Source organism: Nocardia sp. NPDC050713, from assembly GCF_040654315.1.
In the GTDB taxonomy this organism is placed as follows: Bacteria; Actinomycetota; Actinomycetes; order Mycobacteriales; family Mycobacteriaceae; genus Nocardia.
In genome coordinates, this window is the sequence record NZ_JBFAHS010000011.1 from 177924 (window position 1) to 203136 (window position 25213).

Consider the following 25213-nt stretch of genomic DNA (forward strand, 5'->3'; position numbering starts at 1 on the left):
GGGCTGACACTGTCCGGAAGGACGGTGGTCCATTCTGCCAGACCGGTCCGCTCCGCCCGAAATCGCCTCTCGACCTCGATCACCAGGGCTCGGTGACGCGGCCAGGGCGACGATACCGGCGGGTTTCGGCCCGAATGCAACGTTTCGCGGCCGCGTCGCAATAACCCGGTCATGGGGATCTTCCGACGCAACACCAGGCGCACCAGTTTCAAGCGCGAGGCCGCGCGTGAGGTGGGCGGCGAGGTCGCGGCGGAAGCGGCGATCAATGCCGCTCCGCTGCTGTTCCGACTCCTCGGCGCGGGGTTGCGCGGCATCGGATCGGCTGTCAACGCGATCCTGAACTGAGCTGCCGGGCGGCCGTACGGGCCGGATCCTCCCCTACCTGCGATGAAATCGCCGCGAATCAGGCGGGGCGGTAGCGCAGCAGCACCACTCCGGAACGGAACGGCTTGCTCTCGACGAGGCGCAGCGCCGGAATCCGCGCACCTTCGTCGAACAGCCGCGCGCCGCGGCCGAGCACGATCGGGTAGACGAACAATCGGTATTCGTCGACCAGCCCGGCCTCGATGAGCTGGTGGGCCAGCGCGATGCTTCCTGTGCAGACGATGTCCTTCCCCGGCCGCTCCTTCAGCGCGCGCACCTCGTCCAGCCCGCGCAGCACCGTGGAGTTCTGCCATCCCGGGTCGTCCATCGCGCGCGACACCACGTATTTCGCCATCTGGTTCAGGTCGTCGGTGATGCCGGTCCGATCGTCGGTCTGCTGCGGCCAGTAGCCGCGCATGTCCTCGAAGGTGACGCGCCCGAACAGCACCGCGTCGCAAGCGGCGGTGTGGGCCATGAGCTCGGCCAGGATGTCGGATTGATCGTCCACCGCGTCGTTGCCGACGGTGAACCATCCCTCCGTCGCATCGATCACCCCGTCCAGCGTGATGTTCTCCGTCACCACCAGATCCCGCATGGGCCGACCTCCTTGGTACGAAAACGCCTTCCTCACTACCGACGAGACGAGTACGCCGAATTCATCGCACAGGACTGCGCAAGCGAGCCACACACCCTTCATACGCCGCACACAGGCGGTGCCTATGTGCGGCGTATAGAAGGCGTGTGGCTCCAGATCGATCCCCCGCGCGCAGATGATGAAGTCGCCGGTGAGGCCGGAGACTCCGCGGGAGCCGAACTCGCTTGCGAGGTGGTACGCGGTGCGATTGGCCGCGCTCAGCGGTGACCGGTGACGGGGTCGGCGGAGGGGCAGACGCGGCCACGGAGGACGACGTATTCGGGACTACGGAGAGCCGCCGGTGCGACGCGGGGATCTTCCCGGTAGACGACGAGATCGGCGGGCGCGCCGTGCTCGATGCCCGGCCGACCCAACCAGCTGCGCGCGTTCCAGGAGGCAGCGCCGAGCGCGTCGTGCGCGGACAGGCCCGCGCCGGCCAGCGCGGTGATCTCGTCGGCGATGCGGCCGTGCCGGATGGAGCCGCCCGCGTCGGTGCCCGCGTAGATCGGCACGCCCGCGGCGTACGCGGCGGCGACCGTCTGGCGCACGCGGCGGTGCAAGTCGCGCATGTGGGCGGCGTAGACGGGAAACCTGCCCGCGCTGTCCGCGATGGACGGGAAGGTGTCGATGTTGATCAGGGTCGGGACCAGGGCGGTGCCGTGCTCGACCATCATCTCGATGGTCTCGTCGGTGAGGCCGGTGCCGTGTTCGATGCAGTCGATGCCCGCGCCGATGAGCCCGGGCAGCGCGTCCTCACCGAACACGTGCGCGGTGACCCTGGCGCCGTTGGCGTGCGCGGCGTCGATGGCCTCTTTCAGGATGGCGTCGCTCCACAGCGGGCGCAGGTCGCCGACGGAGCGGTCGATCCAATCGCCGACGATCTTCACCCAGCCGTCCCCGAAACGCGCCTGCTCGGCCACGATCTCCGGGAGGTCGCGTTCGTCGTCCAGATCGATACCGAGTTCGCGGATGTAGCGCTTGGGCCGCGCGATGTGCCTGCCCGCGCGGATGATCGTCGGGAGTTCCTCGTGCTCGTCGACGAAGTGCGTATCGATCGGCGACCCGGCGTCGCGCATCAGCAGCACCCCGGCGTCGCGCTCGGTCACCGCCTGGGCGAGTGCGCCCTCGCGGGTCTCGTGGCCGCCGCCGTAGCGGATGCCGACGTGGCAGTGCGCGTCCACCAGCCCCGGCACGATCCACCCTGCGGCGCAGAGGGTTTCGGCTCCCGGCACCGGCTCGAAGGACACCAGCCCGTCGCGCACCCAGAGATCGCGCACCTCGTCGTCCGGCAGAACAACCCCGCGTAGATGCACAGCGACCTCCTCGACGTCCTCGGCTGTCCTCAACGTATCGGCCGCCGAGGGCAGACCGGAGATCGGCTCTCGCACCACCGTCCGCGCCCCGGTGGTCCCCTACTTCTTCGGGAACTTGAGCTTTGACAAGTCGAAACCGTCCAAGCCCGGCGGCAATTCGTTGAGACCGGCGGGCATGTTCGACAGATCGGGCATGCCCGCGGGCATCTGCGGCATCCCCGGCATTCCCATGCCGGGCAGACCGCCGCGCACCTTCGGCGGCGTCGGCCCGCGACCGCCCTTCTTGCCCTTCTTGCCCTTCTTGCCGCCGCCGCGGCGCGAACCGGGCAGGCCCATCTGACGGCCCATCATGGCCATCATCTTCTTGGCCTCGAAGAACCGGTCGACGAGCTGGTTGACCTCGGAGACCGAGACGCCGGAGCCGTTGGCGATGCGCAGGCGGCGGGAGGCGTTGATGATCTTGGGGTTGTCCCGCTCGGCGGGCGTCATGCCGCGGATGATGGCCTGCACCCGGTCCAGCTGCTTGTCGTCGACCTGGGCGAGCACGTCCTTCATCTGACCCGCGCCGGGCAGCATGCCGAGCAGGTTGCCGATCGGGCCCATCTTGCGGATCGCCAGCATCTGCTCGAGGAAGTCCTCGAGGGTGAGTTCGCCGCTGCCGATCTTGCGCGCGGCCTCCTCGGCCTGCTGCGCGTCGTACACCTGCTCGGCCTGCTCGATCAGGGTGAGCACATCGCCCATGCCGAGGATGCGGCTGGCCATGCGGTCCGGGTGGAAGACGTCGAAGTCCTCGAGCTTCTCGCCGCTGGAGGCGAACATGATCGGCTCGCCGGTGACGTTGCGGACGGAGAGGGCCGCGCCACCGCGCGCGTCGCCGTCGAGCTTGGTCAGCACCACACCGGTGAAGCCGACGCCGTCGCGGAAGGCCTCGGCCGTGTTGACGGCGTCCTGACCGATCATGGCGTCGAGCACGAACAGCGTCTCGTCCGGCTGCACCGCGTCGCGGATGCCCGCGGCCTGGCGCATCAGTTCCTCGTCGATGCCGAGGCGACCGGCGGTGTCGACGATGACCACGTCGTACTGCTTGGTGCGCGCCTCGGCGACACCGGCGCGCGCGACCTCGATGGGGTCGGCGGCGGAGATGCCGAGCGGGTTGTCGCCACCGCCGATCGAGGTGCCGGGATGCGGTGCGAACACCGGCGCGCCCGCGCGCTCGCCGACCACCTGGAGCTGGGTGACGGCGCCGGGACGCTGCAGGTCGCAGGCCACGAGCAGCGGCTGATGGCCCTGGCCCTTCAGCCACTTGGCGAGCTTGCCCGCCAGGGTGGTCTTACCGGAACCCTGCAGACCGGCGAGCATGATCACCGTCGGCGGGGTCTTGGCCAGGTTCAGCCGCCTGGTCTCGCCGCCGAGGATGCCGATCAGTTCCTCGTTGACGATCTTGACGACCTGCTGGGCCGGATTCAGCGCCGCGGAGACCTCCGCGCCCTTGGCGCGCTCCTTGATCTTGGCGATGAAACCGCGCACCACGGGCAGCGCGACGTCGGCCTCGAGCAGGGCCAGACGGATCTCGCGGCACGTGGCGTCGATGTCGGCCGGTGACAGACGCCCCTTACCACGCAGATCCTTGAGGGCACCGGTAAGCCGGTCGGACAGGGATTCGAACACCGATCGCGCTCCTGATCTCGAGTGACGTCAACTTGCTCCCAGCGTAATGGGATCGCCCGCGTGTTCGTGCAGGCGGTGCGTCCTTCGAGCGGCGCGCGAAAGTTATTCGAGTGCGCGGCGGCGTGGTTTGGAAGTCTTGCGGTAATCGTGGTTCTCCAGCCGGACCATGTACGCGGCCTCCCGGCCGGTCAGTCCTAGCTCGAGCGCCAGATCGTCGAGCATCGCCCAGTCCGCGCCCTCCGGCGCGTCGGGCGTGGTGGAAACCGTCGAGGCGATCGTCATCGCGGTCACGGCCTGCTGCGCGGTCAACGTACGGCCAGGCAACCAGGAAACGACCCAGCGATCTCCGCCGACACACCGCGCCATATGCGTGGTTTCGTCGCTCGTCATCATCGAAGCCGAAACAACCTCAATTGCCACCGACCTGCTCCCCTCGTGCTCGCGATAGCCAGACGCTCTGATAGTAGGGGTCACCCGCCCCCGCGGAGAGAAGTTCCAGCAAATCGCGTGCAACGCCGCGGTTCGCATCGCGGCGCGGGCTGTCGAGGGTCAGGAAACGGACGAATCGGCGTCCTCGGTGTTCTTCGGCGCGGGGCGCGGCACCACGTCCAGCACGGCCTTCTCGATGGCGTCGCGGCGTTGCGGCCCGTCCTCGGCGCCGAGCTCCAGGCAGAACGCGTCGACCACGGCCGAACCCATGGTCACCACCTTCGCCCAGCGCACGTCCGCGCCGCAGCCCGCGAACGCGGCGGCCAACCGGCTGAGCAGGCCGACGCGGTCCTCGGCGCGCAGTTCGAGGATCACCTGCCCGGGCGTCGCGGTCGACGACCAGATCAGCCGCGGCTGGGCCCGAGCGTAGGGACTCGGGCCCGCTCCGGTCGCTTCGCGTTCGCGCTTGGCGAGCAGCGCGGGCAGATCGAGATCCCCGGCGATGGCCCTGATCAGCTCCTGGCGCAGCAAACCGGCGTCCGGCGGGTCGCCGAATTTCGGCGAGACGACGAAGGTGTTGACGGCCGAGGAGCCCTCGCCGCCGAGTGCCGCGGAGAGGACCCGGAGCGAATGCAGCGCGAGCACGCCCGCGGCGTCCGAGAGCAGGCCCGGCGCGTCCGGCGCGATCACCGTGGCCACGTAGGTGAACTTGCCCTCGCCCGGCTTCAGGTCGACGTGCACGCCGCCCGCCGCGGCCTTGGCCAGCAGTTCCGGCGCGATGGGCTCGGGCGTCGGCAGTTCGTAGCCCGCCATCACCGTGCGGCAGCGTCGCACCAGGTCACCGATGAGCGAGGCCTTCCAGTCGCCCCAGACGCCGGGGCCGGTGGCCAGCGAATCGGCCTCGGCCAGGGTGTGCAGCAGTTCCAGCAGCTGCGCGTCGCCGTCGAGCGCGTCGACCACGAACCGCACCGTGTCCGGGTCCGCGAGGTCGCGACGGGTCGCGGTGTCCGGGAGCAGCAGGTGGTGGCGCACGACGGCGCTCAGCGTGCGCACGTCGGAGGGCCACAGCCCGAGCCTGCGGCCGATGTGGGTGGCCAGTTCGGCGCCGACCACGCTGTGATCGCCCGCGCGGCCCTTGCCGATGTCGTGCAGCAGTGCGCCGAGCAGGAGCAGGTCCGGGCGGGCTACGCGAGTGCTGAGCGCGCTCGCGTAGGCCACCGTCTCCATCAGATGACGGTCGACGGTCCAGGTGTGCAGTGCGTCGCGCGGCGGCAGATCGCGCACCGCGCCCCATTCCGGAAGCAGCCTGCCCCACAGCCCGGTGCGATCGAGCGCCTCGATCGCGTCGATGGCGCCACGACCGGCGCCGAGCAGCACGAGCAGATCGTTGAGCGCGTCCTTGGGCCACGGCTCGCGCAGTTCCGGCGCGTCCTCGGACAGGCGGTTCAGCGTGGTGGCCGACATCGGCAGCCCGGTCTGCGCCGACGCCGCCGCCACCCGCAGGATGAGCCCGGGATCGCGCTGCGGCCGCGCGTCCCTGGCCAGCACCACCTCGCCCGCGTGTTCGACCACCCCCTCATCGAGTGGTCGTCGCACGGGCATCCGGCGCAGCCGAGCGAGTCCGCGGCGTGGCAGCGCGTTGGCCGCGGTCCGCAGTCCGACGTCGACGGAGTAGCTGACCGTCCGAGCCGAATCGCTGAGCGTGCGCGCGAGATCGAAACGATCGCCGATCCGCAGCGCCGCGCCGATCTCGTCGGCGTCCTGCGCGCGCAACTGATCGCGGGACCGTCCCGCGACCCGATGCAGCTCCGTGCGAACATCCAGCAAACGCCGCTGTGCCTGCTTGACGCCGCCACCGGGCACCTCGGGACCGAGCCCCGGCATGGCGTCGGTCAGCTGGGCGACGGCCAGCGCGTCGAGCAGCTGGATATCGCGCAGGCCGCCGCGCCCGTTCTTGAGGTCGGGCTCGGCGCGGTGCGCGATCTCGCCGCTGCGCTGCCAGCGGGCGTGCGCCTGGGCGATCAAGTCGTCGAACCGGTTTCGGATTCCGGTGCGCCACTCGCGGCGCACGCCGCCGATCAGCAGGTTGCTCAACTCCACGTCGCCGACGATGTGCCGCGCCTCGAGCATGCCGAGTGCCGCGATCAGATCGTCGTTGGCGACCCGCAGCGCCTGGGGGACGGTGCGCACGCTGTGGTCGAGTTTGATGTGGGCGTCCCAGAGCGGGTACCAGAGCTGGTCGGCGACCTCGGCCACCCGGGCCGGGTCCACGTCGTCGTGCAACAGCACCAGATCCAGATCCGAGTACGGCAGCATCTCCCTGCGCCCGAGCCCGCCCACGGCCACCACCGCGAGGCCGCTGTCGGCGGTGATGCCGAGTTCGGCGCCCTTGCTGGTGAGCCACAGTTCGAAGAGGTCGACCAGCGCCGACCGGAGGGACTCGGCGTCCAACCGCGGATTGCGCGGCACCCCGCCGTCGAGCAGCTGGTTGCGCGCCGCGACCAGATCGGCGGCCCCGTTGGAGACCCGTTCGCCGTTGCCCTGCTTGCCGTTTCCGCTACTGCTACCCACAACCCACCGCCCGTTCGATGCGTGCGGCCCCGCCCCGACCGGGCTTTCCGGTGGGAGCGGGGCCGCCGCTCATCAGTGTTCGCTTACAGCGCGTCGGTACCGCGTTCGCCGGTCCGTACGCGGATGATCGACTCCACCGGGGTCACCCAGACCTTGCCGTCACCGATCTTGCCGGTGCGGGAGGCCTCGACGATCACCTCGACGACCTTGTCGACCGACGCGTCGTCCACGACGACCTCGACCCGCACCTTCGGCACGAAGTCGACCGAGTACTCGGCACCGCGGTAGACCTCGGTGTGGCCCTTCTGCCGCCCGTAGCCCTGCACCTCGCTGACGGTCATGCCGAGCACGCCCGCCTGCTCCAGCCCGGACTTGACGTCCTCGAGCGTGAACGGTTTGACGATTGCGGTGATCAGTTTCATGTCGTCATGCCTCCTTGACGAGCGAGCGTGCCGTGCCACCCACAGCAGCGAAATCGTATGCGGTTTCCGCGTGCTCGGACTCGTCCAGGCCCACCGACTCGCCCTCGTCCGTAGCGCGCAGACCGATCGTGAACTTCACGATGTAAGCGATCACCGCGGTCGCGACCAGGGAGAACGCAAGCACGGTGAACGCACCGACAGCCTGCAGCTTCAACTGCTCGATCCCACCACCGTAGAACAAGCCTTCGACAGCCGCCGGAGCTTCGGGCGCGGCGACCAGGCCGACCATCAGCGTGCCGACCAGACCACCGACCAGGTGCACGCCGACCACGTCGAGCGAGTCGTCGAAGCCGAACTTGAACTTGAGGCCGACCGCGAGGGCGCACAGCGCACCCGCGACGATGCCGATGGCCAGCGCGCCGACGACGTTCACCGAGGAACAGGCCGGGGTGATCGCGACCAGACCGGCGACGATGCCCGAGGCGGCGCCCAGCGAGGTGGGGTGGCCGTCGCGGATCTTCTCCACCAGGAGCCAGGCCAGCATGGCGGCGGCGGTGGCGATGGTGGTGGTCAGGAAGGTGGCGCCCGCGATGCCGTTGGAGCCGACGGCCGAACCGGCGTTGAAGCCGTACCAGCCGAACCACAGCAGACCGGCGCCGAGCATCACGAACGGCAGGTTGTGCGGACGGAACGGCGTCTGCGGCCAACCCTTGCGCTTGCCGAGGATCAGGGCGAGCACCAGACCGGCGGCGCCGGCGTTGATGTGGACCGCGGTGCCACCGGCGAAGTCGATGGCCTTGAGGTTGTTGGCGATCCAGCCGCCCTCTTCACCGGTGTAGCCGTCGAAGGCGAAGACCCAGTGCGCGACCGGGAAGTACACCACGGTGACCCAGATACCGGCGAACAGCAGCCAGGAGCCGAACTTGAGGCGGTCGGCGACCGCGCCCGAGATGAGTGCGACGGTGATGATCGCGAACATCAACTGGAACGCAACGAACACCGACAGCGGAATGGTTCCGTTCAACGGAATCGCGGCCGGGGCCGCCGGATCGGTGGAGGCAAGGTAGCTACCGCCGAAAACGCTCTTCAGACCGAAATACTGCCCCGGGTCGCCGATGAGGTTCGCCTTGTCCTCACCGAAGGTCATGGAGAAGCCGTACAGCGCCCACAGGATGGTTACCAATCCCATGGCGCTGATGCTCATCATGATCATGTTCAGCACGTTCTTGCTGCGGACCATGCCGCCGTAGAAGAACGCGAGTCCGGGTGTCATCAAAAGCACGAGTGCTGAACTCGCCAGCATCCATGCGGTGTCACCGGCGTCCGGCGCGCCGATTACGGGAAATGCCACCTTGAAGTCCTCCTCATCTCGGGCCCAGCCGCCTTCGGCAAATGGACCTGCACAGAAGGGTCGCCATTCGGTGTTTCATCCGTTGAGCTGTCGTGTTTCACCTGGGTGAACGGATAGCGCGGTTGTGTTGCTTCCACGTTTCGCGATGTACACCACATGTTTGCGGGTCGTTGTGAGCTTTGTTTCGACGCGCCGCGAGGAGGGGTTACCGGCGAGTTCAGCGCCGCAAACTTTCCGTTCACCGACCGTCGCGTCGGAAGTCTCGAGGGCGCGGGCGGAAGTCTCGCGAAAGAACGCCGAGGCGGCCCCCGAGTCGAGATCGTCCGCTATCGATTCGCAAACGAGGAACGGCCGAGCGGGTGGTCCGCTCGGCCGTCGAACGACTCCTCGGCTCAGCCGAGCAGAGCGTCCACGAAGGCGCCGGGCTCGAACGGGGCCAGATCGTCCGCGCCCTCGCCGAGACCGACCAGTTTCACCGGGACACCCAGTTCGTGCTGCACCTGGAAGACGATGCCGCCCTTGGCCGTGCCGTCCAGCTTGGTGAGCACCACGCCGCTGATGTCGACGACCTCGGCGAACACCCGCGCCTGCATCAGGCCGTTCTGCCCGACGGTGGCGTCCAGCACCAGCAGGACCTCGTCGACCTCGGCCTTCTTCTCCACCACGCGCTTGACCTTGCCCAGCTCGTCCATCAGGCCGGTCTTGGTGTGCAGGCGGCCCGCGGTGTCCACGAGCACCGCGTCGACGCCGCGCTCGATGCCCGCGCTGACCGCGTCGAACGCGACCGCGGCCGGGTCGGCGCCCTCCTTGCCGCGCACCGTCTCCGCACCGACCCGCTCGCCCCAGGTCTGCAACTGGTCGGCGGCCGCGGCACGGAAGGTGTCGGCCGCGCCGAGCAGCACGCGGCGGCCGTCGGCGACCAGGACCCTGGCCAGCTTGCCGGTGGTCGTCGTCTTTCCGGTCCCGTTGACACCGACGACCAGCAGGATCGACGGATGGTCCGCGTGCGGCAGCGCACGGATGGAACGGTCCAGTTCGGGGCGCAGCGCCTCGACGAGCACGTCGCGCAGCACGGCCCGGGCCTGGTCGGTGGTGCGCACGCTGCGCGCGGCCAGTTCCTCGCGCAAGCGGGCGACGACGGCGGTGGTGCTCGCGGTGCCGAGATCGGCGAGGACCAGGGTGTCCTCGATCTCCTCCCAGGAGTCCTCGTCCAGGTCACCGCCGCCGAGCAGGCCGAGCAGGCTCTTGCCGACCGCGTTCTGCGAGCGGGACAGGCGGCCGCGGAGACGGACCAGGCGGCCCGCGGTCGGTTCGATCTCCTCGAGCGCGGGTGCGGTCTCCGCGGCGGCCGCGGTGTCGGGCACCGTCGTGGCGGGCTCGGTGTCGGACGGCGGCTGGTCGACCGGAGTCTTCGGCTCGGCCGTCGGGGCGACCGGCTGCTCGACCGGGGCCTGCTCGGTTGGTTGTGTGTCGGTCGGAACTTCTGCGTCCGCTGGGGCCTGTGTGTCCGCAGGTGCCTGTGTGTCGACGGGCGACTGCGTGTCGGCCGGGGCCTGCGTATCGGCTGCTTGCGATTCGGTCTCCGTCGCGGCGGGAGCCTCCGTCGCGTCCGCCTGTTCCGGTTCGACCGGCGCGGTGGTCGGCCCCTCGGGCTGGGTGAGAACATCGCCGTCCGGTAGCGGCACGTTGGTGATGCCGCGCCGCGGCGCGTCGCGCGGAACGGCCGCGTCGTCGCCGACGTGCGGTTGCCCTTCGGTATCGGTTCGCTCCAGGGTCGGTTCCGGGCGTGTCGCGGTGGCCGCGCCGCCCTGACTGAAGCTGAATCCGCCCGCCGCCGTGTAACCGCCCGACCGGTCGGTCAGCTCCTTCTCCGGCTTCGGCGCCGTGATCGAGACGCGGCGGCGCTTGTACAAGACGAATCCGGCGACGAACGCCACCACGAGCAGGGCGGCGACCGCGGCTATCAGAATCCAGGCTTCGGAACTCACGCCGACCATCCTTGCAGAACTCCGCATCGCCGCTGGATAGGGTCGCTCGGCCGCGGTGCGCGAAAGGACGTGCACATAGCACGCCACGCGCGGAGCCCGGACACAGCCCCCGAGATTTCTTGTCCTGCGGAACTTCTCGCGAACTGACAATAGGATCGGCGACGTGACCGATCGAAACGTGCTTGGGGGGCCGCTGGAAGAGTGCGGCACCGATCCTCTGACCGGTTTCTACCGGGACGGCTGCTGCAGCACCGGGCCAGAGGATCTGGGTAGCCACACCGTGTGCACCGTCGTCACGGCCGAGTTCCTCGAACATCAGGCGTCCATCGGCAACGACCTGAGTACGCCGCGCCCGGAGAACAACTTTCCCGGACTGCAGCCGGGCGACCGGTGGTGCGTGGTCGCGGTGCGCTGGTTGCACGCTCACGAGGACGGCGTCGCCGCGCCCGTCGTGCTCGCGGCCACCCACGAGAACGCCCTGGAAGTGATCTCCATGGACATCCTGCGCAAGTACGCCGTCGACGTCCCCGACGACGTGAGCGACCTGTTGTAGCGGTCACACGCCCCCACCGAATCATCCGGCGGTCTCGTTCCCGCCCTGGGATCTCGCCGCGCCGACCACCGGCACAGAAGGACCATCGATGACGTCCTCGCCGCCGTCGTGCCGGTGACACCGCCCGGATAGCCGCATCGAACACGACTCGCCCGGCCGCTCTCGTGGCCGACGGGTGGCCGCACGGGGGTAGGGGTGATCAGCGTGTGGGCGCCTATAGGAACAGCCCTCGAACCCACAGATCCGCCCGGACGCGACGCCACGGCCGTTCAGCCGATGGCGCGTGCGGCGGCGCGGGAACGGTGCGCCTTCTGCCGACAAGCCGCCGAGCAATAGCGGCGCGGGCGTCCGGCCCCGGGCACGGCCAGTGCCGTCCCGCAGACCGGGCAGCGCGGACTGGCCTCCGTTTCGTTACGAGCATCTGTTTCGTCACGCGACTTCCGAGCGGGGCCGAATTTCGTTACGCCCGCAGCGCTCGGCGTGGCGCGCAGCGCGTCGAGCAGGATGACCACCGCGGGCGCCAACTCGGCACCGGCAGGCCGATTGCGTTGGATGGCAACGCATCCGGTGAAGACGTCGAGTACATCGGCCACCGCGATGTCGGCGCGGACCGCACCCTGCCGCTGCGCCGCGAGCAGCAGCGCATCGAGCGCGCGGTGGAAACGCTCACCCGCACTGCGCATCAGCGTGCGCGGCCAGCCGTCGTCGGACTGCACCATCTCGCAGAGCGCCTGGTTGCGCGGGGTGGTCGACACCACCTCCGCGCACACCGCGAAGAACGCCGCGCCGGGATCCCGCGCACCGACCCGCTCGGCGGCGAGCCGGGCCAGCCGGTCGACGCGCTGTTGCATGACCGCTTCCAGCAGATCGGTTTTCGTCGGGAAGTGCCGGTAGACCGTGCCCGCGCCGACGCCCGCGCGGCGCGCGACCTCGGCCAGCGTCACCGCGACGCCGCGTTCGGCGAAGGCCCGCTGCGCGGCGGCCAGCACGAGGGCGCGGTTGCGTTGCGCGTCGGCACGCGCCGCGAGGGTGGAGGAGCCGGTGGAGACCGCCATTTCGTTACGCACCTTCCATCGAGCGCCTGGCGAAGCGGGTCGAATCACCCGTAACGTCCGAAAACGGGTCGAGCGACCCGATTCTATCGAGAACGCAGAAAAGGCGAACATGTCCACACAGCACGACCCGATACTCGTCACCGGCGGCACCGGAAAGCAGGGCGGCGCGACCGCCCGGCGACTTCTCGCGGACGGTATTCCGGTGCGCGCCCTGGTGCGCGACCCCGACGCTCCGGCCGCCCGGGCACTGGCCGAGGCGGGCGCGGAGTTGGCGATCGGCGACTTCGACGCACCGGATACTCTGGTGAAAGCCGCGACCGGCGCACGCGGCGTATTCGTTGTTCCCCCAGCGACTTACCGCGCCGACGGCTGGGACGGCGACCTGGAGGCCCAGCGCGGCACCGCACTGGTCGACGCGGCGCGCGCCGCCGGAGTCGACCACGTCGTCTTCGCCGGCATCGCCTCGATGGGAGATGCCAGCGCGTGGGGTGCGCACGGCAAAGAACGCATCGAGCAGGCCGTCGCCGCGGGCGGTCTTCGCTACACCGTGCTGCGCCCGGTCCGATTCATGGAGAACTACCTGCTCCGGGGTTCTCCGGTGGACGGCATCGCCGACGGCGTGCACCGCCACCTGTTCCCGGCCGAGCGGCCGTTGCAGATGATCGCGGTCGACGATGTCGCGATCTTCGCGGCGCTTGCCTTCGCCGACCCGGACCGCTTCCACGGCCAATTCCTCGAATTGGCAGGCGAGGCAATCACTCCCGTCGACGCCGCCGCCGCGATCGCCCGGGCCACCGGGCACCAGGTGCGCTACGAAGAGGTGAGCGAGGCCGAAGCCGCGGCGATCGGGCCCGAGATCCACACGGTGTGGCGGGTGACCAGGGAGACCGGCGGCTGGCACGCCGACATTCCCGCGCTGCGTGAACTGCACCCAGGCTTGCGAAGCCTCGAGACCTGGCTCGCGTCCGGCGGAGCCGACCGGATCAGGTCGCTGATCGACACTTAGAAGACAAGCGCCCCTGTTGGGGCGAGAAACGTTCTACAGCACCGAGATTCGATCGACCGCTCGCGGCGACACGGCGCCGAAACACCGATAGAGTCATAGCACCTCCACACCGAACGCCAGTGAAAGCCGAGTCGCGATGACCACCACCGTCGCCGAGCGTTTGATCCAACCCGCCCCGATCCGCACCGTGCATGTCGGCCCGCTCCGCGTGACCTACCTGCCCGACGGACTGACCACCATGAACGCGCGCGCCTGGCTGCCCACCGCGCCCGACGGGTTCTGGAACACCCACCGCGAGTACCTCGACGCCGACGCCTTCGTGGGCAGCGTCGGCGGACTGCTGATCGAATACGGCGAACGGGCGATGCTGATCGACGCCGGTTTCGGTCCCCTCACCTTTCGGACCGGTGTCGGGGTCCTGCGCGGCGGCGCGCTGCTGGACAGCCTCGCCCAGGTCGGCCGCGAGCCCGCCGAGATCGAGACGGTCGCCGTCACCCACCTGCACGCCGACCATTTCGGCTGGCTGTGGCAGGCGGCGCCGGGTGCGACCCGGCCGCCGTTCGCGCACGCCCGAGTGCTGATCTCCGAGGTCGAGTGGCACCATCGCGCGCTGGCCGCCGCGGCAGGCACCACCGCGGAGATGCTGGACGTGTTCGCCCATCAGGTCCGCACCGTAGCCGACGGTGACGAGGTCTTTCCCGGTGTGCGGGTGCGGGCGCTGCCCGGGCACACCACCGGGCACACGGGCTTCGTCATCGGTTCCGGCAGTCAGCGGCTGGTCGCGTTCGGCGACGCGCTGCACTCGTCCCTGCAGATCGCCCACCCCGAGCTATCGGCCGTGGCCGATCACGACCCGATGTGCTCGGCCGACGTGCGGCACGGCCTGGTCGAGGAACTCGCCGTGCCCGGGACCCTCGGCTACGGCTGCCATTTCGCCGACGTCCAATTCGGCAGCGCCATCCCCGCCACCGCCGGGCGTATGTGGCAACCGCACCGGTTCCCCGCGCCGGATCGGATCCGGTGACAAGAAGACGCACGGGCGTACAACGACCGGCAGTCGGGTGACGATCCGTTCGTCGACCTGGAATCCGGAGTGGTCAGACTGCTCGCGATCACCGGGGGACCGCCGACTTCCATACGGATGTGACATATCTCCCGAAGAAGAATTCTTCTGGATGTCGAGTGTTTCAGACTGCGAGAATTGATTCAGGCCGGAAATATCGACACGCCCGATCACAGCCGACCCGAGAGGATCATTCGACTCAATGGTCGATCGACAACCGAGCGCAGAAGACTTCGAAAACGCCGTGGCGATGGCGGTCCGCGCACCGTCGGTGCACAACACCCAACCGTGGCGCTGGCGACTGGATGAAGGTTCCGTCGACCTGTACGCCGATCCCACCAGGCAACTTCCCTCGACCGACCCGACCGGCCGTGCGCTGCTGCTCAGCTGCGGCGCGGCGCTGCACCACCTCCGCGTCGCGCTCGCGTTGCACGGCTGGTCCGCCGAGGTGGACTACCTGCCGAATCCGCTCGACCACGAGCACCTGGCCCGCGTCAGGGTCAGCGTCGACAGCCCGTCCCGCGACGACATCGACCTCGGCGCCGCCATTCTGCACCGGCAATCCGACCGCAGGCGCTACTGCGACCGCCGGGTTCCCTTCGGCCGGCTGCGCCAGGTCGCCGAGCGCGCGGTGCCGTTCGGCGCGGTGGCGCGAGTGGTCCCGCCGCCGATGCGCAAGCCGCTCAGCCGCGTGACCCGCGCCGCGGCGGGCAGGCACGCCCACGATCGCGCCTACCTCGCGGAACTCGCCGCGTGGAGCGGCAGACACGGCACCGCGGACGGCGTCCCCGCCGCCAACACCCCGCGACCGCGCCCCGACGACGACGTCCCGCAGCGTGTCTTCCTCGAGCCGGAACTCGCCGACACCCCATTCGAGAACGACGGCTCCGAATGGCTGGTGGTCGGCACCGCCGCGGACGACCAGCGTTCCGCACTGCGCGCGGGCGAGGCCGCCAGCGCGTTGCTGCTCACCGCGACCAGTCTCGGCATGGCCAGCTGCCTGCAGACCGAACCGCTCGGCATGGCCGAATTGCGCTCGGCCATCCGCGCCGACGTCCTGCAGGGCTGCGCCCACCCGCAGGCGATGGTCCGCCTCGGCTTCATGCCGACCAGCGTCGCCCCGCTGCCGTTCACCCCGCGCCGCTCGATCGACGAGGTGATCGACGCCCGGATCTCGGCCTGACCAGCGCTATCGGACGCCGCAGTCGTCGAACCGCGAATCACCTAGTGGGGGCGGAGATGCTCATGCCGACGCGGGCGCGAGGTTCTCGCCGCGAAGTCGCTGCGAGATGACCTGGGTGATGCCGTCGCCACGCATGCTCACGCCATAGAGCGCGTCGGCGATCTCCATGGTCGGCTTCTGGTGCGTGATCACGATCAGCTGACTCTTCTCCCGCAGCTGCTCGAACAGCCCGATCAGCCTGCGCAGGTTGGTGTCGTCCAGCGCGGCCTCGACCTCGTCCATGACATAGAACGGCGAGGGCCGGGCGCGGAAGATGGCCACCAGCAACGCGACCGCGGTCAGCGACTTCTCGCCGCCGGACAGCAGCGAAAGGCGCTTGACCTTCTTGCCCGGCGGGCGGGCCTCCACCTCGATGCCGGTGGTGAGCATGTCCGACGGGTCGGTGAGCAGCAGCCTGCCCTCGCCCCCGGGGAAGAGCTTGGCGAACACCTGGACGAACTCGCGCTCCACGTCGGCGTAGGCCTCGGTGAAGACCTGCAAGATGCGCGCGTCCACCTCGGCGACCACGTCGAGCAGGTCCTTGCGCGCGTTCTTGACGTCCTCGAGCTGCGTGGACAGGAAGTTGTAGCGCTCTTCGAGGGCCGCGAACTCCTCCAGCGCCAACGGGTTCACCTTGCCGAGCGTGGCCAGGTCCTTCTCGGCGCGTTTGGCGCGACGCTCCTGGCTCGCCCGGTCGTAGGGCATCGGCTGCGGTGCGCTGACCTGTTCGCCCCGCTCCTTGGCCTGCTCGTACTCCGCCATTTCCAGCGGTGACGGCGGCAGCGGCACGTCGGGGCCGTACTCCGCGATCAGGTCGTTCAGCGCGATGCCGAACTGTTCGGCGATGGTCGTCTCCAGCTGCTCGATCCGCAGCGCGGCCTGCGCCTTGGCCACCTCGTCGCGGTGCACCGCGTCGGTGAGCTGGGCCAGCTGGGTGCTCAGCGCGCGCACCCGCTCCTTGACCTGCTCGACCTGCGCCGCGCATTCGGTGCGGCGGCGAACGAGGTCGTCGCGGCGGGCGCTGGCCTCGGCCACCACCTTCTCCAGCTCCGCGGCCACCCGCGCGCCCGACTCCGCGACGGCGGCGGCCACCGCGGCGGCTTGGCGGCGCGCGGCCTGGGCGCGTTCGGCGCGGGCCCGCGTCTCGCGTTCGGCGCGGGCCGCGCGGCGCAGCGAATCCGCCTTGCCGCGAACCGATTCCGCGCGTTCCTCGGCGGTGCGCACGGCGAGCCTCGCCTCGACCTCCATGGAGCGGGCCTCGGCCAACGCGGCCGCCGCCTCCTCGCGATCGCGGCCCGCGGACTCGGTGCCCGCGGCGCCGATGCCGTCGGCGTCGATCTCGGACTGTTCGAGTTCGGCGTGCCGCAGCCGGTCCTCGAGTTCGGCGAGCGACCCCAGCGCCTCCTCCCGCGCGGATTCCGCCTCGGTGCGCTGGGCGGCAAGCCGGTCGCTGTCGGTCTGGGCGGCGCGGGCGGCTTGACCGAGCCTGCCGAGACGGTCGTAGATGGCCATCAGCGCCTGATCGGATTCGTGCAGCGCGAGCAGCGCGTGGTCCACGGACTCCTTGCGATCGGCCTGTTCGGCCAGCGCGCCGGAGAGCGCCGCCTCCAGTTCCTCCGCGTGCCGCTGCGCGGCGATCAGTTCGGTCTTCGCGGCGTCGATGTCGGCCTGGATCTCCAGCTGGCTCGGGGCGCGGTCGGATCCGCCGAGCAGCCAGCCGGTGCCGGTGAGATCGCCGTCGCGGGTGACCACCCGCAGCTCGGGGCGGGCCGCGACGAGTTCGGTCGCGGCCGCGAGATCGTCGACCACCGCGATGCCCGCGGTCAGCGCGCCGATGGCCGCCCGCACGGAGTCCGGGCATTCCACCACCTCGACCAGCCAGCGCGCCGAACCGGGCAGCGCGCCGCCAAACTTGCGCGCCGCCTCCGCCGCGCCGAAGACCAGTGCGGCCCGGCCCCCGTCGGCCTCCTTGAGCGCGGCCACCGCCGCCTGCGCGCAATCCTCGGTCTCCGCGGCCACCGCGTCGGCGAGCGGGCCGAGCGCCGCGGCGACGGCCGCTTCGAATCCGGTGTGCACGCGCAGCAATCCCGACAGCGAACCGAGCAGCCCGTCGGCGCGGTTCTCCAGCAGCCAGGCGGCGCCGTCGCGGCGGGCCAGACCCATGCCGAGCGCCTCGATGCGCGCGGACAGCGAGGCCACCCGCTTGCTCGCGTCCCGATCCTGTTCGCGCAGTTCGGTGACGCGCTGATCGGCCAGTTCCAGCGCCTGCACGGCGTGCTCGTGCTGGGCGTCGAGGCCTTCTTCGCCCGCGTCGAGTTCGCCGAGTTCGTCCTGCACGCTGTCGAATTCGGCCTGCGCGGCCTCGCCGCGGTGCCTGGCCTCGGCGATCGCCACCGAGAGGCGGGCGATCTCCGCGTCCACCGACTGCGCCCTCGTCCGCAACGTGTCGACCTTGCCGGAGAGCCGGGCCAGCCCCTCGCGCCGATCCGCGATCGCGCGGACCGCGGCCAGGTGCGCCTGCTCGGCGGCCTTCGCCGCGTACTCGCGCTCGGCCAGCTGCTCCCTGGCGGCTTCCAAGGTCTCGACCGCGATCTCGACGGCCTCGCGCAGCTCGGCTTCCTCCGCTTCGACGCGATCGGCCTCCGCCTCGAGCTGATCGGGGTCGCGGCCGGTGCCGACGGGCGCCTCGGTGTCGAGATGACGAGCCCGATCACCCGCGATGCGGATGGTCGCGTTGACCCGCTCGGCCAACGCCGAGAGCTGGAACCAGATCTGCGCCGCGGCCTCCGCGCTCGGCGTGAGCTTGGACAGCTGGAATTCCTGCTGCGCCAGCGCGGCGTTCGCGGCGTCCAGCTCGCTCTGCACGGTGATCTGCTGTTCGCGGGCGTAGGCCTCTTTGCTCTGCTGGCTCTCCAGTTCACCGCGGCGAGTCACCAGGTCGTCGGCCGCCAGCCGCAGGCGCGCGTCGCGCAGGTCGGCCTGCACGGTCTGCGCGCGCCGCGCCACCTCGGCCTGCCTGCCGAGCGGTTTGAGCTGGCGGCGCAGTTCGGTGGTGAGGTCGGTCAGGCGCGCGAGATTGGCCTGCATCGCGTCGAGCTTGCGGACCGCCTTCTCCTTGCGCTTGCGGTGTTTCAGCACGCCCGCGGCCTCTTCGACGAAGGAGCGGCGGTCCTCGGGCCGCGATTCCAGGATCGCGGAAAGCTGGCCCTGCCCGACGATGACGTGCATCTCCCTGCCGATGCCGGAGTCGCTCAGCAGTTCCTGCACGTCCATCAACCGGCAGGAGCTGCCGTTGATCTCGTACTCGCCAGCGCCGTCGCGGAACATGCGCCGGGTGATCGACACCTCCGCGTAGTCGATGGGCAGCGCGCCGTCGGAGTTGTCGATGGTCAGCGTCACCTCGGCGCGGCCGAGCGGGGCGCGTCCCGCCGTGCCCGCGAAGATGACGTCCTGCATCTTGCCGCCGCGCAACGCCTTCGCACCCTGTTCGCCCATCACCCAGGTGAGCGCGTCGACGACGTTGGACTTGCCGGAACCGTTCGGGCCGACCACACAGGTGATACCGGGTTCGAAGCGCAGCGTCGTCGCGGACGCGAAGGACTTGAAGCCCTTCAACGTCAGACTCTTCAGGTGCAAATTCGACGACCTTTCCGTGCGCGGTGGTCGGACACATCCCCGCGGGGCGACCAGCCATGGTATCCGCCTGCCGCCGCATCGCTCGTCGGCGGGCGGCGCACCACGGCGCGGGCAGGGTCCGACGCGACCGGTGCGCTACAGGTTGACGAGCCGACCCGCGATGTCACGCGTTTCGATGTGCTCGAGGCCGCTCATCTCCCGCCAGAGGCCTACTGGCCTTACGATCCTGTCTGATTCGGCAGCGGCAATGTCTTTGTTCGGGAGCAATCAGCGGATGCGCGCACCTTCGGTCGACACCGGCACGGCCCTCCGGCTTGCCCGGATCGCCGCGCTCGTCGTGGGCTGTCTGCTGTTCCTGCACGCGTGCGAGCGGACGCGGCGGGTCGTACCGACCGACGTCTGGATCGAGCTGGCGATCGCGGCCGCGCTCGGCGCCGCCGCCATGGTCGTCGCCTGGTTCGAGATCGCCCGCGCGGAAGAACTCGACGAAGCCGAGGCGCCCGAGCCCGCGCGTGACGCCGGTCCGGCGGAAGCGCCGCGCGAGTGCCGCATCGAGTCCGACGGGCGCACGGTGCGTGCCCGCATCGCCAAGTCGGGCAATCTGGTCTTGCACGGACACGACTACAACGGACCCCATCCCGGCCACGAATGGTCCTGGACCTTCCGCCCTGCGGTCTTCCCCGCCATCCGCGCCGCGCTCGGCGGCGACAGCGAGAGCGATCTGATCGACCTCCTGGAGGACGTCGTCCTCGACTCGCGTCCGGAGATCCGGGACGACCCCGGCGCCTGGCTGCGCGCGCACGGTATCGCCGCCGCCTACCGCGAGAAGGGCGACCACCCGAGTCGCGTCACCACCAAATTGCCGATCTTCCGTGGCATGCGCCGCCTGCCCGAGAACGAAAGCGCCAGGGCGCTGCCGGGTGGCCGCGGCGAGGACGAGGTACCGGAGCGGTCCGCCCGGTCGACGAGCGGTCGGGAGCCGGTGGCCACGAGAGCAAGCGTCACCAGGTCGCGGGAGCGATCACCCCGGGAGGTGTCGGAAACCCAGCAGACGGCGCAGACTCCCGACTCCCGTCGCGCCACACCGGTTTCCCGCCGCGGAGCAACCGCTACCGAAACCCGCCGCGCCACCACCGTTGCCGAATCACGTCGCGCCACCAACGGCTCCAAAACCCGCCGCACCACCACCGTTGCCGAAACTCGCCAAGCCGCTGAGGCTTCGGAAACGCGCCGAGCCTCGAGAGCTTCCGATACTCGCCGAGCCGCAACGGCTTCCGAAACGCACCGCGGCACAAACGTCGCCGAAACTCGCCAGGCCGCAAAAGCTTCCGAAACGCACCGCGCCGCGGCGGTCTCCGAAGCCGTGGACGACCGCCCCGCCCTTCCTCGGCGCGAGCGCACAGCCGAACGCGCGACCACCGGGCGCGCCCGGCAGTCCTACGAACCGCCGCGACCAGCCGACGAACCCGCATCCGACCGACCCTCGCGCGACCACCATCCGACACCGAAACGTGCTCCGGCGGCGGCGGCTTCGCCGTCCGCACCGGACCGCCCTGTACCGCGCATGCCCGCCGCGGCCGCCGCTTACGAAGCCGCGTCCGACCGAGCCGCCCCACCGCACCACACGCCCGCCTATGACGCGCCCACCAGCAGGCACTCCGCGGAACCGCCCGACCGCGGCTACCCGCCCCCGCCCCTCGAGCGCCGCCGTGCACACCGGTACCGATGAGCGCATTCGCCACTACCGACCGTCCATGGGGCGGCCCGTGAGCTTTTCCGATCGGCGCTCCGGAGCGGTGCGATTCACACGCTCTTGTCCTCGCCCGCCGCTGGATGCGATCTCCGCCGGAACGGCTCGCTGACGCGTCGACAGCACCGAGTCCGGTAAGCAGCCCCCGATCGGGCGCGTCCGGTGTATCGAGTCGCGCTCCACCTCGGATGATGCCGACTCGGCGCAGGCTGAGCCGCGACGCTCACCGTCCGTCGTGCTGAGGCTCCGCCCATTTCGCCACCCAGGTCTCGTTCTGCTGGGCGATCACCGTTTCGCAGTCGTCGACGAACGTCGTCCAGCGTGGCTCGTCGGTGGGTGAGCCCTCCGCTCGCCACTCGCGTAGCAGCTGCCCGAGCCGCCGGGCGGTCGCGGAGTAGCTCATCACCAGGAACTCGTAGCGGCGGCCCGCCAGGTAACCGGCGACTCCCGCGCCGAGCGTCGTCAGCACGGCGACCCACGGCGTGAGGTTGGCGGCCCAGGTGGTTCGGCCCGAGCTGGACGAGGCGCCGACGAGGACCGCTCCGATGGCGGCGACCACGGTCGCCGCCACGCCGAGCAGCAGGACCGCCGCGCGCAACCGTCGCGCCCGTGCGGCGTATTCGCGGGCCCTGCGGTCGTAATAGCCGGTGATCTGGCCCTGCACCCGATCCCGCACGTACTGGTCGGGGGTCAGCACCGGGGGCGGCCTGGAGGCGGCGAGCGCGGCGGCGTCGGCACCGTTCGACGTCAGAAACGGCAGCAGATCGTCAGTGGACTCCTCGATTTCACCGACGGCCCGGTGCAGCCGGAGCAGGGCGTCGTCGTCGCGAAAGGGGCGCGCCCCGGCCCGGAACCGGTAGATCACCTGTTTGATGTTCTCCGCGACGGCGCGGGCCCTGGTCCAGCGACGAAGTTCGGCGGGGGTCAGGAAATGCGCGGTGAGGAACGTCGCCAGGGCGAGGCAGACCGCACCGAGGGCGGCGACCACGAGTTGCGGAAGGCCCGACGTGCGCAGGACGGTCGCGGTCGCCGCCGTGGCGATCGCACCCAGGCCGCTGAGGCAGAGGACGGCGACCCGGGTGCGGTCGGCACGCCGTTTCGCGGTATCCGCGGCCCGAGCCCAGCGCATTCGCCGCGCCCACAGCGCCGCGACTGCCTCGTCGTCGCTCACGATCGCCTACTCGGCTGCACGCCTCGTATTCTCACCTGCGGCGATGGCGCCGTCCGGGAAATCGGCCGGGTGGCACTCGGCCTGCCGCGACAGGTTCGGGCGGCCGCCGCCTCGTGGGCTCCGGCCGACCGCAGACCGCGCCCGGCCGGAGCGAAGGCGGACGTCGCCTAACTCGCCCGCTTGCAGGCGCCGCCGGATTCCCAGCCGGTGAGCATGCGGAAGGCAAGCACCGCGCCCCACGGTCCGATGACCCAGACCGGCCACGGGTAGGTGAACTCGCCGACGCCGATCGAGATGGCCGCCCAGATGACCAGCACCAGGATGCTGACACCGAGCCAGCTGCCGCCCTCGATGCGCTGCCACACCGGAATCCGCGGCCGCGACTTCGGCTGCGCGGCGGACTCTTTCGTCAGCTTCGGCAGGTCGGCGAGCACCAGTTGCAGGTCGTCGCGGGTGGTGGTGCCGTAGACGCGCGCGACCCGCTGATCGTATTCGGCCAGGTCGAGGCGACCGTCGGCCATGTGCCTGCCGAGCAACCGGACGACTTGGTCGCGTTCCGCATCGGAGGCGCGGGTGCCGGTCGAGATGTCCATGCCAGTTCCTATCGACGATTCCACCCTCCACAGTGGAATATTACCCATAGCCTGCACCCTCCAATGTGGAATGTCAACCCTCGGCAGGCGCGGACTTCACCGGACACCTCCCCGCGCGGCGCGCGGCACGGCAAGATGGATCGGGTGCCGACGGCGGCATGCGAGCTTCGAGGAGGATTTCGTGTCCGAAACCGTGCGCGGCGTCATCGCCCGAGCCATCGGCGCTCCGGTCGAACTGGTCGACGTGGTCGTCCCCGATCCCGGTCCGCACGACGTGGTGGTGCGTGTCCAGTCCTGCGGCGTCTGCCACACGGATCTGCACTACCGCGAGGGCGGCATCAACGACGAATTCCCGTTCCTGCTCGGCCACGAGGCGGCGGGTGTGGTGGAAACCGTCGGCGCGGCGGTCACGCACGTGGCCCCCGGCGATTTCGTGGTGCTGAACTGGCGCGCCGTCTGCGGCGAGTGCCGCGCGTGCAAACGCGGACGCCCCTGGTACTGCTTCGCCAGTCACAACGCGAGCAAGAAGATGACGCTCACCGACGGCACCGAACTGAGCCCCGCGCTGGGCATCGGCGCCTTCGCCGACAAGACGCTGGTGCACGAAGGACAGTGCACCAAGGTCGATCCCGAGGCCGACCCCGCCGTCGCCGGCCTGCTCGGCTGCGGCGTGATGGCGGGCATCGGCGCCGCCATGAACACCGGCAACGTCTCGCGCGGCGACACCGTCGCGGTGATCGGCTGCGGCGGTGTCGGCGACGCCGCCATCGCGGGCGCCCGGCTGGCCGGTGCCCGCACCATCGTCGCGATCGACCGCGACCCGCGAAAGCTGACCTGGGCCAAGGAGTTCGGCGCCACCCACACCGTCGACGCCAGTACCGAGGACGTGGTGAGTCGCGTCCAGGAACTCACCGACGGTTTCGGCGCCGACGTGGTGATCGACGCGGTCGGCCGCCCGGAGACCTGGAAACAGGCCTTCTACAGCCGCGATCTCGCGGGCACCGTCGTGCTGGTCGGCGTCCCCACCCCCGACATGACCATCGAGATGCCGCTGATCGACCTGTTCTCCCGCGGCGGCGCGCTGAAGTCCTCCTGGTACGGCGACTGCCTGCCGGAGCGCGACTTCCCGATGCTCGTCGACCTGTACCGGCAGGGCAGGCTGCCGCTGGACCGCTTCGTCACCGAGCGGATCGCGCTCGACGAGGTGGAGCGCGCCTTCGCCGCCATGCACGCGGGCGAGGTGCTGCGCTCGGTGGTGGTCTGGTGAGCGCGCGCATCGACCGGGTGGTCACCTCGGGCACCTTCTCGCTGGACGGCGGCACCTGGGCGGTCGACAACAACGTCTGGCTGGTCGGCGACGACCGCGAGGTGCTCGTGGTGGACGCGGCGCACGATGCCGACGCCATCGTCGGCGCGGTCGGCGGGCGGCACGTCGTCGCGGTGCTGTGCACGCACGGCCACAACGACCACGTCACCGTCGCGCCGGAACTCGCCGAGCGCCTGGACGCGCCCGTCCTGCTGCATCCCGGCGACGAACCGCTGTGGCGGATGACCCATCCGGACGCCGACTACCGCTCGCTCGCCGACACGGCGCGAATCTCGGTGGCTGGCACCGAGATCGAGATCCTGCACACGCCGGGCCATTCGCCCGGCTCGGTCTCCCTCTACCTGCCGGAGCTGCACGCGCTGTGCACCGGCGACACGCTCTTCGCCGGAGGCCCCGGCGCGACCGGCCGCTCCTACTCCGACTTCGACACCATCATCGATTCCATCCGGGACCGCCTGCTCACGCTGCCCGAGGAGACGACGGTGCACACCGGCCATGGCGAGGGCACCACCATCGGCGCGGAGAAGCCGTCGCTGGCCGACTGGATCGCCCGCGGGCACTAGCGACTCGGATGTCGGTCACTGGGCGAACCGGACGCGGAGCCGGGTCGCCGTCGCCCGCACGACTCGCCGCGCTGGAATCGGTCAGAGAATGGCGACCGCGACCACCAGGCCGAGCGCGAAGTGGGCGGCCGCCACCACGAGCACCTCGGTGGTGAACTTCTCCGCGTGCAGCGCGGTGCCGATGTCGATGCCGAGCACGCGCTCGACGACCCGCACCGAGATCACCTGGGCGATGATGCCGACCAGACCGAACACCAGCGCGGCGATCAGGCCCTCGGCGAGCTTGCCGCCCGCCGCGAAGATCGCGAGCACCACGATGAACGCCATGCTCAGCATGCCCGCCGCCGTGACGATGATCGCGTTGGGCTTGCCCTGGGCCACCATCCCCCGCAGCTTGCCGGGGGTGGTCAGGTCGATGGCGTAGAAGCCGACGAGCATCAGCGCGAGGCCGACGAGCGCGTAGAGGATGATCGCCCCTACGCCTTCGCCGAGCGCGCTCCAGTACCCCGATTCGAGGGCGACTGCGGTCATCGTG

At 70.3% G+C, this 25213-nt stretch carries 21 protein-coding genes; 8 read left to right on the forward strand and 13 right to left on the reverse strand.

From position 1 onward, the window contains the following. Positions 1–171 precede the first annotated feature (171 nt). Complete coding sequence (locus tag AB0H49_RS21220) at positions 172–345, forward strand: hypothetical protein (RefSeq protein WP_354999323.1); 174 nt, start codon at positions 172–174, stop codon at positions 343–345. Between the two features lie 58 nt (positions 346–403). Here the strand turns inward: AB0H49_RS21220 and AB0H49_RS21225 are convergent, their stop codons facing one another. From AB0H49_RS21225 to ftsY, 8 genes are all read right to left on the reverse strand, one after another. After that, positions 404–958, reverse strand: a complete 555-nt coding sequence (locus AB0H49_RS21225; RefSeq protein ID WP_357253744.1) for a dihydrofolate reductase family protein — start codon at positions 956–958, stop codon at positions 404–406. Between the two features lie 257 nt (positions 959–1215). After that, complete coding sequence (locus tag AB0H49_RS21230) at positions 1216–2310, reverse strand: amidohydrolase family protein (protein ID WP_357253845.1); 1095 nt, start codon at positions 2308–2310, stop codon at positions 1216–1218. A gap of 99 nt (positions 2311–2409) precedes the next feature. After that, positions 2410–3978, reverse strand: a complete 1569-nt coding sequence (ffh, locus tag AB0H49_RS21235) for a signal recognition particle protein (protein ID WP_354999321.1) — start codon at positions 3976–3978, stop codon at positions 2410–2412. 102 nt (positions 3979–4080) lie between these two features. Next, positions 4081–4371 (reverse strand): hypothetical protein, encoded by a 291-nt coding sequence (locus AB0H49_RS21240; protein ID WP_067782136.1) that lies wholly within the window; start codon positions 4369–4371, stop codon positions 4081–4083. Between the two features lie 156 nt (positions 4372–4527). Then, on the reverse strand, positions 4528–6978 hold the full coding sequence (locus tag AB0H49_RS21245) for a [protein-PII] uridylyltransferase (protein ID WP_357253746.1): 2451 nt from the start codon (positions 6976–6978) through the stop codon (positions 4528–4530). Between the two features lie 83 nt (positions 6979–7061). Next, on the reverse strand, positions 7062–7400 hold the full coding sequence (locus tag AB0H49_RS21250; RefSeq protein ID WP_040868325.1) for a P-II family nitrogen regulator: 339 nt from the start codon (positions 7398–7400) through the stop codon (positions 7062–7064). 4 nt (positions 7401–7404) lie between these two features. Beyond that, positions 7405–8703 (reverse strand): ammonium transporter, encoded by a 1299-nt coding sequence (locus AB0H49_RS21255; RefSeq protein WP_185757244.1) that lies wholly within the window; start codon positions 8701–8703, stop codon positions 7405–7407. 440 nt (positions 8704–9143) lie between these two features. Then, entirely contained in the window at positions 9144–10739 is a 1596-nt protein-coding gene (gene ftsY / locus AB0H49_RS21260; RefSeq protein ID WP_357253748.1) for a signal recognition particle-docking protein FtsY, read from the reverse strand. 163 nt (positions 10740–10902) lie between these two features. Here ftsY and AB0H49_RS21265 point away from each other — a divergent pair, with 163 nt between their 5' ends. After that, positions 10903–11292: a DUF2237 domain-containing protein gene (locus tag AB0H49_RS21265; protein WP_019048221.1), complete on the forward strand. Its 390-nt coding sequence runs from the start codon at positions 10903–10905 to the stop codon at positions 11290–11292. A gap of 269 nt (positions 11293–11561) precedes the next feature. On the opposite strand, the gene AB0H49_RS21270 is transcribed toward AB0H49_RS21265, so the two are convergent. After that, complete coding sequence (locus AB0H49_RS21270; protein ID WP_357253750.1) at positions 11562–12347, reverse strand: TetR family transcriptional regulator; 786 nt, start codon at positions 12345–12347, stop codon at positions 11562–11564. A gap of 109 nt (positions 12348–12456) precedes the next feature. Between AB0H49_RS21270 and AB0H49_RS21275 the strand changes: the two genes are divergently transcribed. From AB0H49_RS21275 to AB0H49_RS21285, 3 genes are all read left to right on the forward strand, one after another. Next, the gene (locus tag AB0H49_RS21275) at positions 12457–13353 is read left to right on the forward strand and encodes an NmrA family NAD(P)-binding protein (protein ID WP_357253752.1); all 897 of its coding nucleotides are present in this window, start codon (positions 12457–12459) and stop codon (positions 13351–13353) included. A 136-nt stretch (positions 13354–13489) separates the two neighbouring features. Then, the gene (locus AB0H49_RS21280) at positions 13490–14377 is read left to right on the forward strand and encodes an MBL fold metallo-hydrolase (RefSeq protein ID WP_357253754.1); all 888 of its coding nucleotides are present in this window, start codon (positions 13490–13492) and stop codon (positions 14375–14377) included. Positions 14378–14618: 241 nt separating this feature from the next. After that, on the forward strand, positions 14619–15599 hold the full coding sequence (locus tag AB0H49_RS21285) for a nitroreductase family protein (protein ID WP_357253756.1): 981 nt from the start codon (positions 14619–14621) through the stop codon (positions 15597–15599). Between the two features lie 60 nt (positions 15600–15659). On the opposite strand, the gene smc is transcribed toward AB0H49_RS21285, so the two are convergent. Then, positions 15660–19274: a chromosome segregation protein SMC gene (smc, locus tag AB0H49_RS21290; protein WP_357253758.1), complete on the reverse strand. Its 3615-nt coding sequence runs from the start codon at positions 19272–19274 to the stop codon at positions 15660–15662. 274 nt (positions 19275–19548) lie between these two features. On the opposite strand from smc, the gene AB0H49_RS21295 reads away from it, so the two are divergent. Next, positions 19549–21003 (forward strand): hypothetical protein, encoded by a 1455-nt coding sequence (locus AB0H49_RS21295; protein ID WP_357253760.1) that lies wholly within the window; start codon positions 19549–19551, stop codon positions 21001–21003. A gap of 244 nt (positions 21004–21247) precedes the next feature. Here the strand turns inward: AB0H49_RS21295 and AB0H49_RS21300 are convergent, their stop codons facing one another. Both AB0H49_RS21300 and AB0H49_RS21305 read right to left on the reverse strand, forming a co-directional pair. After that, positions 21248–22195 (reverse strand): DUF4231 domain-containing protein, encoded by a 948-nt coding sequence (locus tag AB0H49_RS21300; RefSeq protein WP_357253762.1) that lies wholly within the window; start codon positions 22193–22195, stop codon positions 21248–21250. Between the two features lie 167 nt (positions 22196–22362). Continuing rightward, entirely contained in the window at positions 22363–22788 is a 426-nt protein-coding gene (locus AB0H49_RS21305) for a DUF1707 domain-containing protein (RefSeq protein WP_357253764.1), read from the reverse strand. A gap of 181 nt (positions 22789–22969) precedes the next feature. On the opposite strand from AB0H49_RS21305, the gene AB0H49_RS21310 reads away from it, so the two are divergent. Further along, positions 22970–24055 (forward strand): S-(hydroxymethyl)mycothiol dehydrogenase, encoded by a 1086-nt coding sequence (locus AB0H49_RS21310; protein ID WP_354999310.1) that lies wholly within the window; start codon positions 22970–22972, stop codon positions 24053–24055. Next, positions 24052–24678 carry an MBL fold metallo-hydrolase gene (locus tag AB0H49_RS21315; RefSeq protein ID WP_357253766.1) on the forward strand — a complete coding sequence of 209 codons (627 nt, stop codon included), beginning with the start codon at positions 24052–24054 and terminating at the stop codon, positions 24676–24678. Before AB0H49_RS21310 ends, AB0H49_RS21315 begins: the two co-directional genes overlap by 4 nt. 81 nt (positions 24679–24759) lie before the next feature. Here AB0H49_RS21315 and AB0H49_RS21320 read toward each other — a convergent pair whose 3' ends face one another. Continuing rightward, entirely contained in the window at positions 24760–25209 is a 450-nt protein-coding gene (locus AB0H49_RS21320; protein WP_354999308.1) for a DUF350 domain-containing protein, read from the reverse strand. Positions 25210–25213: the final 4 nt, after the last annotated feature.

Coding starts and splice junctions, on each gene's coding strand:
- AB0H49_RS21225 (WP_357253744.1), bottom strand. CDS start 958: ATGCGGGATCTGGTGGTGACGGAGAACATCACGCTGGACGGGGTGATC.
- AB0H49_RS21270 (WP_357253750.1), bottom strand. CDS start 12,347: ATGGCGGTCTCCACCGGCTCCTCCACCCTCGCGGCGCGTGCCGACGCG.
- AB0H49_RS21255 (WP_185757244.1), bottom strand. CDS start 8,703: ATGCTGGCGAGTTCAGCACTCGTGCTTTTGATGACACCCGGACTCGCG.
- AB0H49_RS21220 (WP_354999323.1), top strand. CDS start 172: ATGGGGATCTTCCGACGCAACACCAGGCGCACCAGTTTCAAGCGCGAG.
- AB0H49_RS21285 (WP_357253756.1), top strand. CDS start 14,619: ATGGTCGATCGACAACCGAGCGCAGAAGACTTCGAAAACGCCGTGGCG.
- AB0H49_RS21320 (WP_354999308.1), bottom strand. CDS start 25,209: ATGACCGCAGTCGCCCTCGAATCGGGGTACTGGAGCGCGCTCGGCGAA.
- AB0H49_RS21275 (WP_357253752.1), top strand. CDS start 12,457: ATGTCCACACAGCACGACCCGATACTCGTCACCGGCGGCACCGGAAAG.
- AB0H49_RS21280 (WP_357253754.1), top strand. CDS start 13,490: ATGACCACCACCGTCGCCGAGCGTTTGATCCAACCCGCCCCGATCCGC.
- AB0H49_RS21240 (WP_067782136.1), bottom strand. CDS start 4,371: ATGATGACGAGCGACGAAACCACGCATATGGCGCGGTGTGTCGGCGGA.
- AB0H49_RS21295 (WP_357253760.1), top strand. CDS start 19,549: ATGCGCGCACCTTCGGTCGACACCGGCACGGCCCTCCGGCTTGCCCGG.
- AB0H49_RS21250 (WP_040868325.1), bottom strand. CDS start 7,400: ATGAAACTGATCACCGCAATCGTCAAACCGTTCACGCTCGAGGACGTC.
- AB0H49_RS21305 (WP_357253764.1), bottom strand. CDS start 22,788: ATGGACATCTCGACCGGCACCCGCGCCTCCGATGCGGAACGCGACCAA.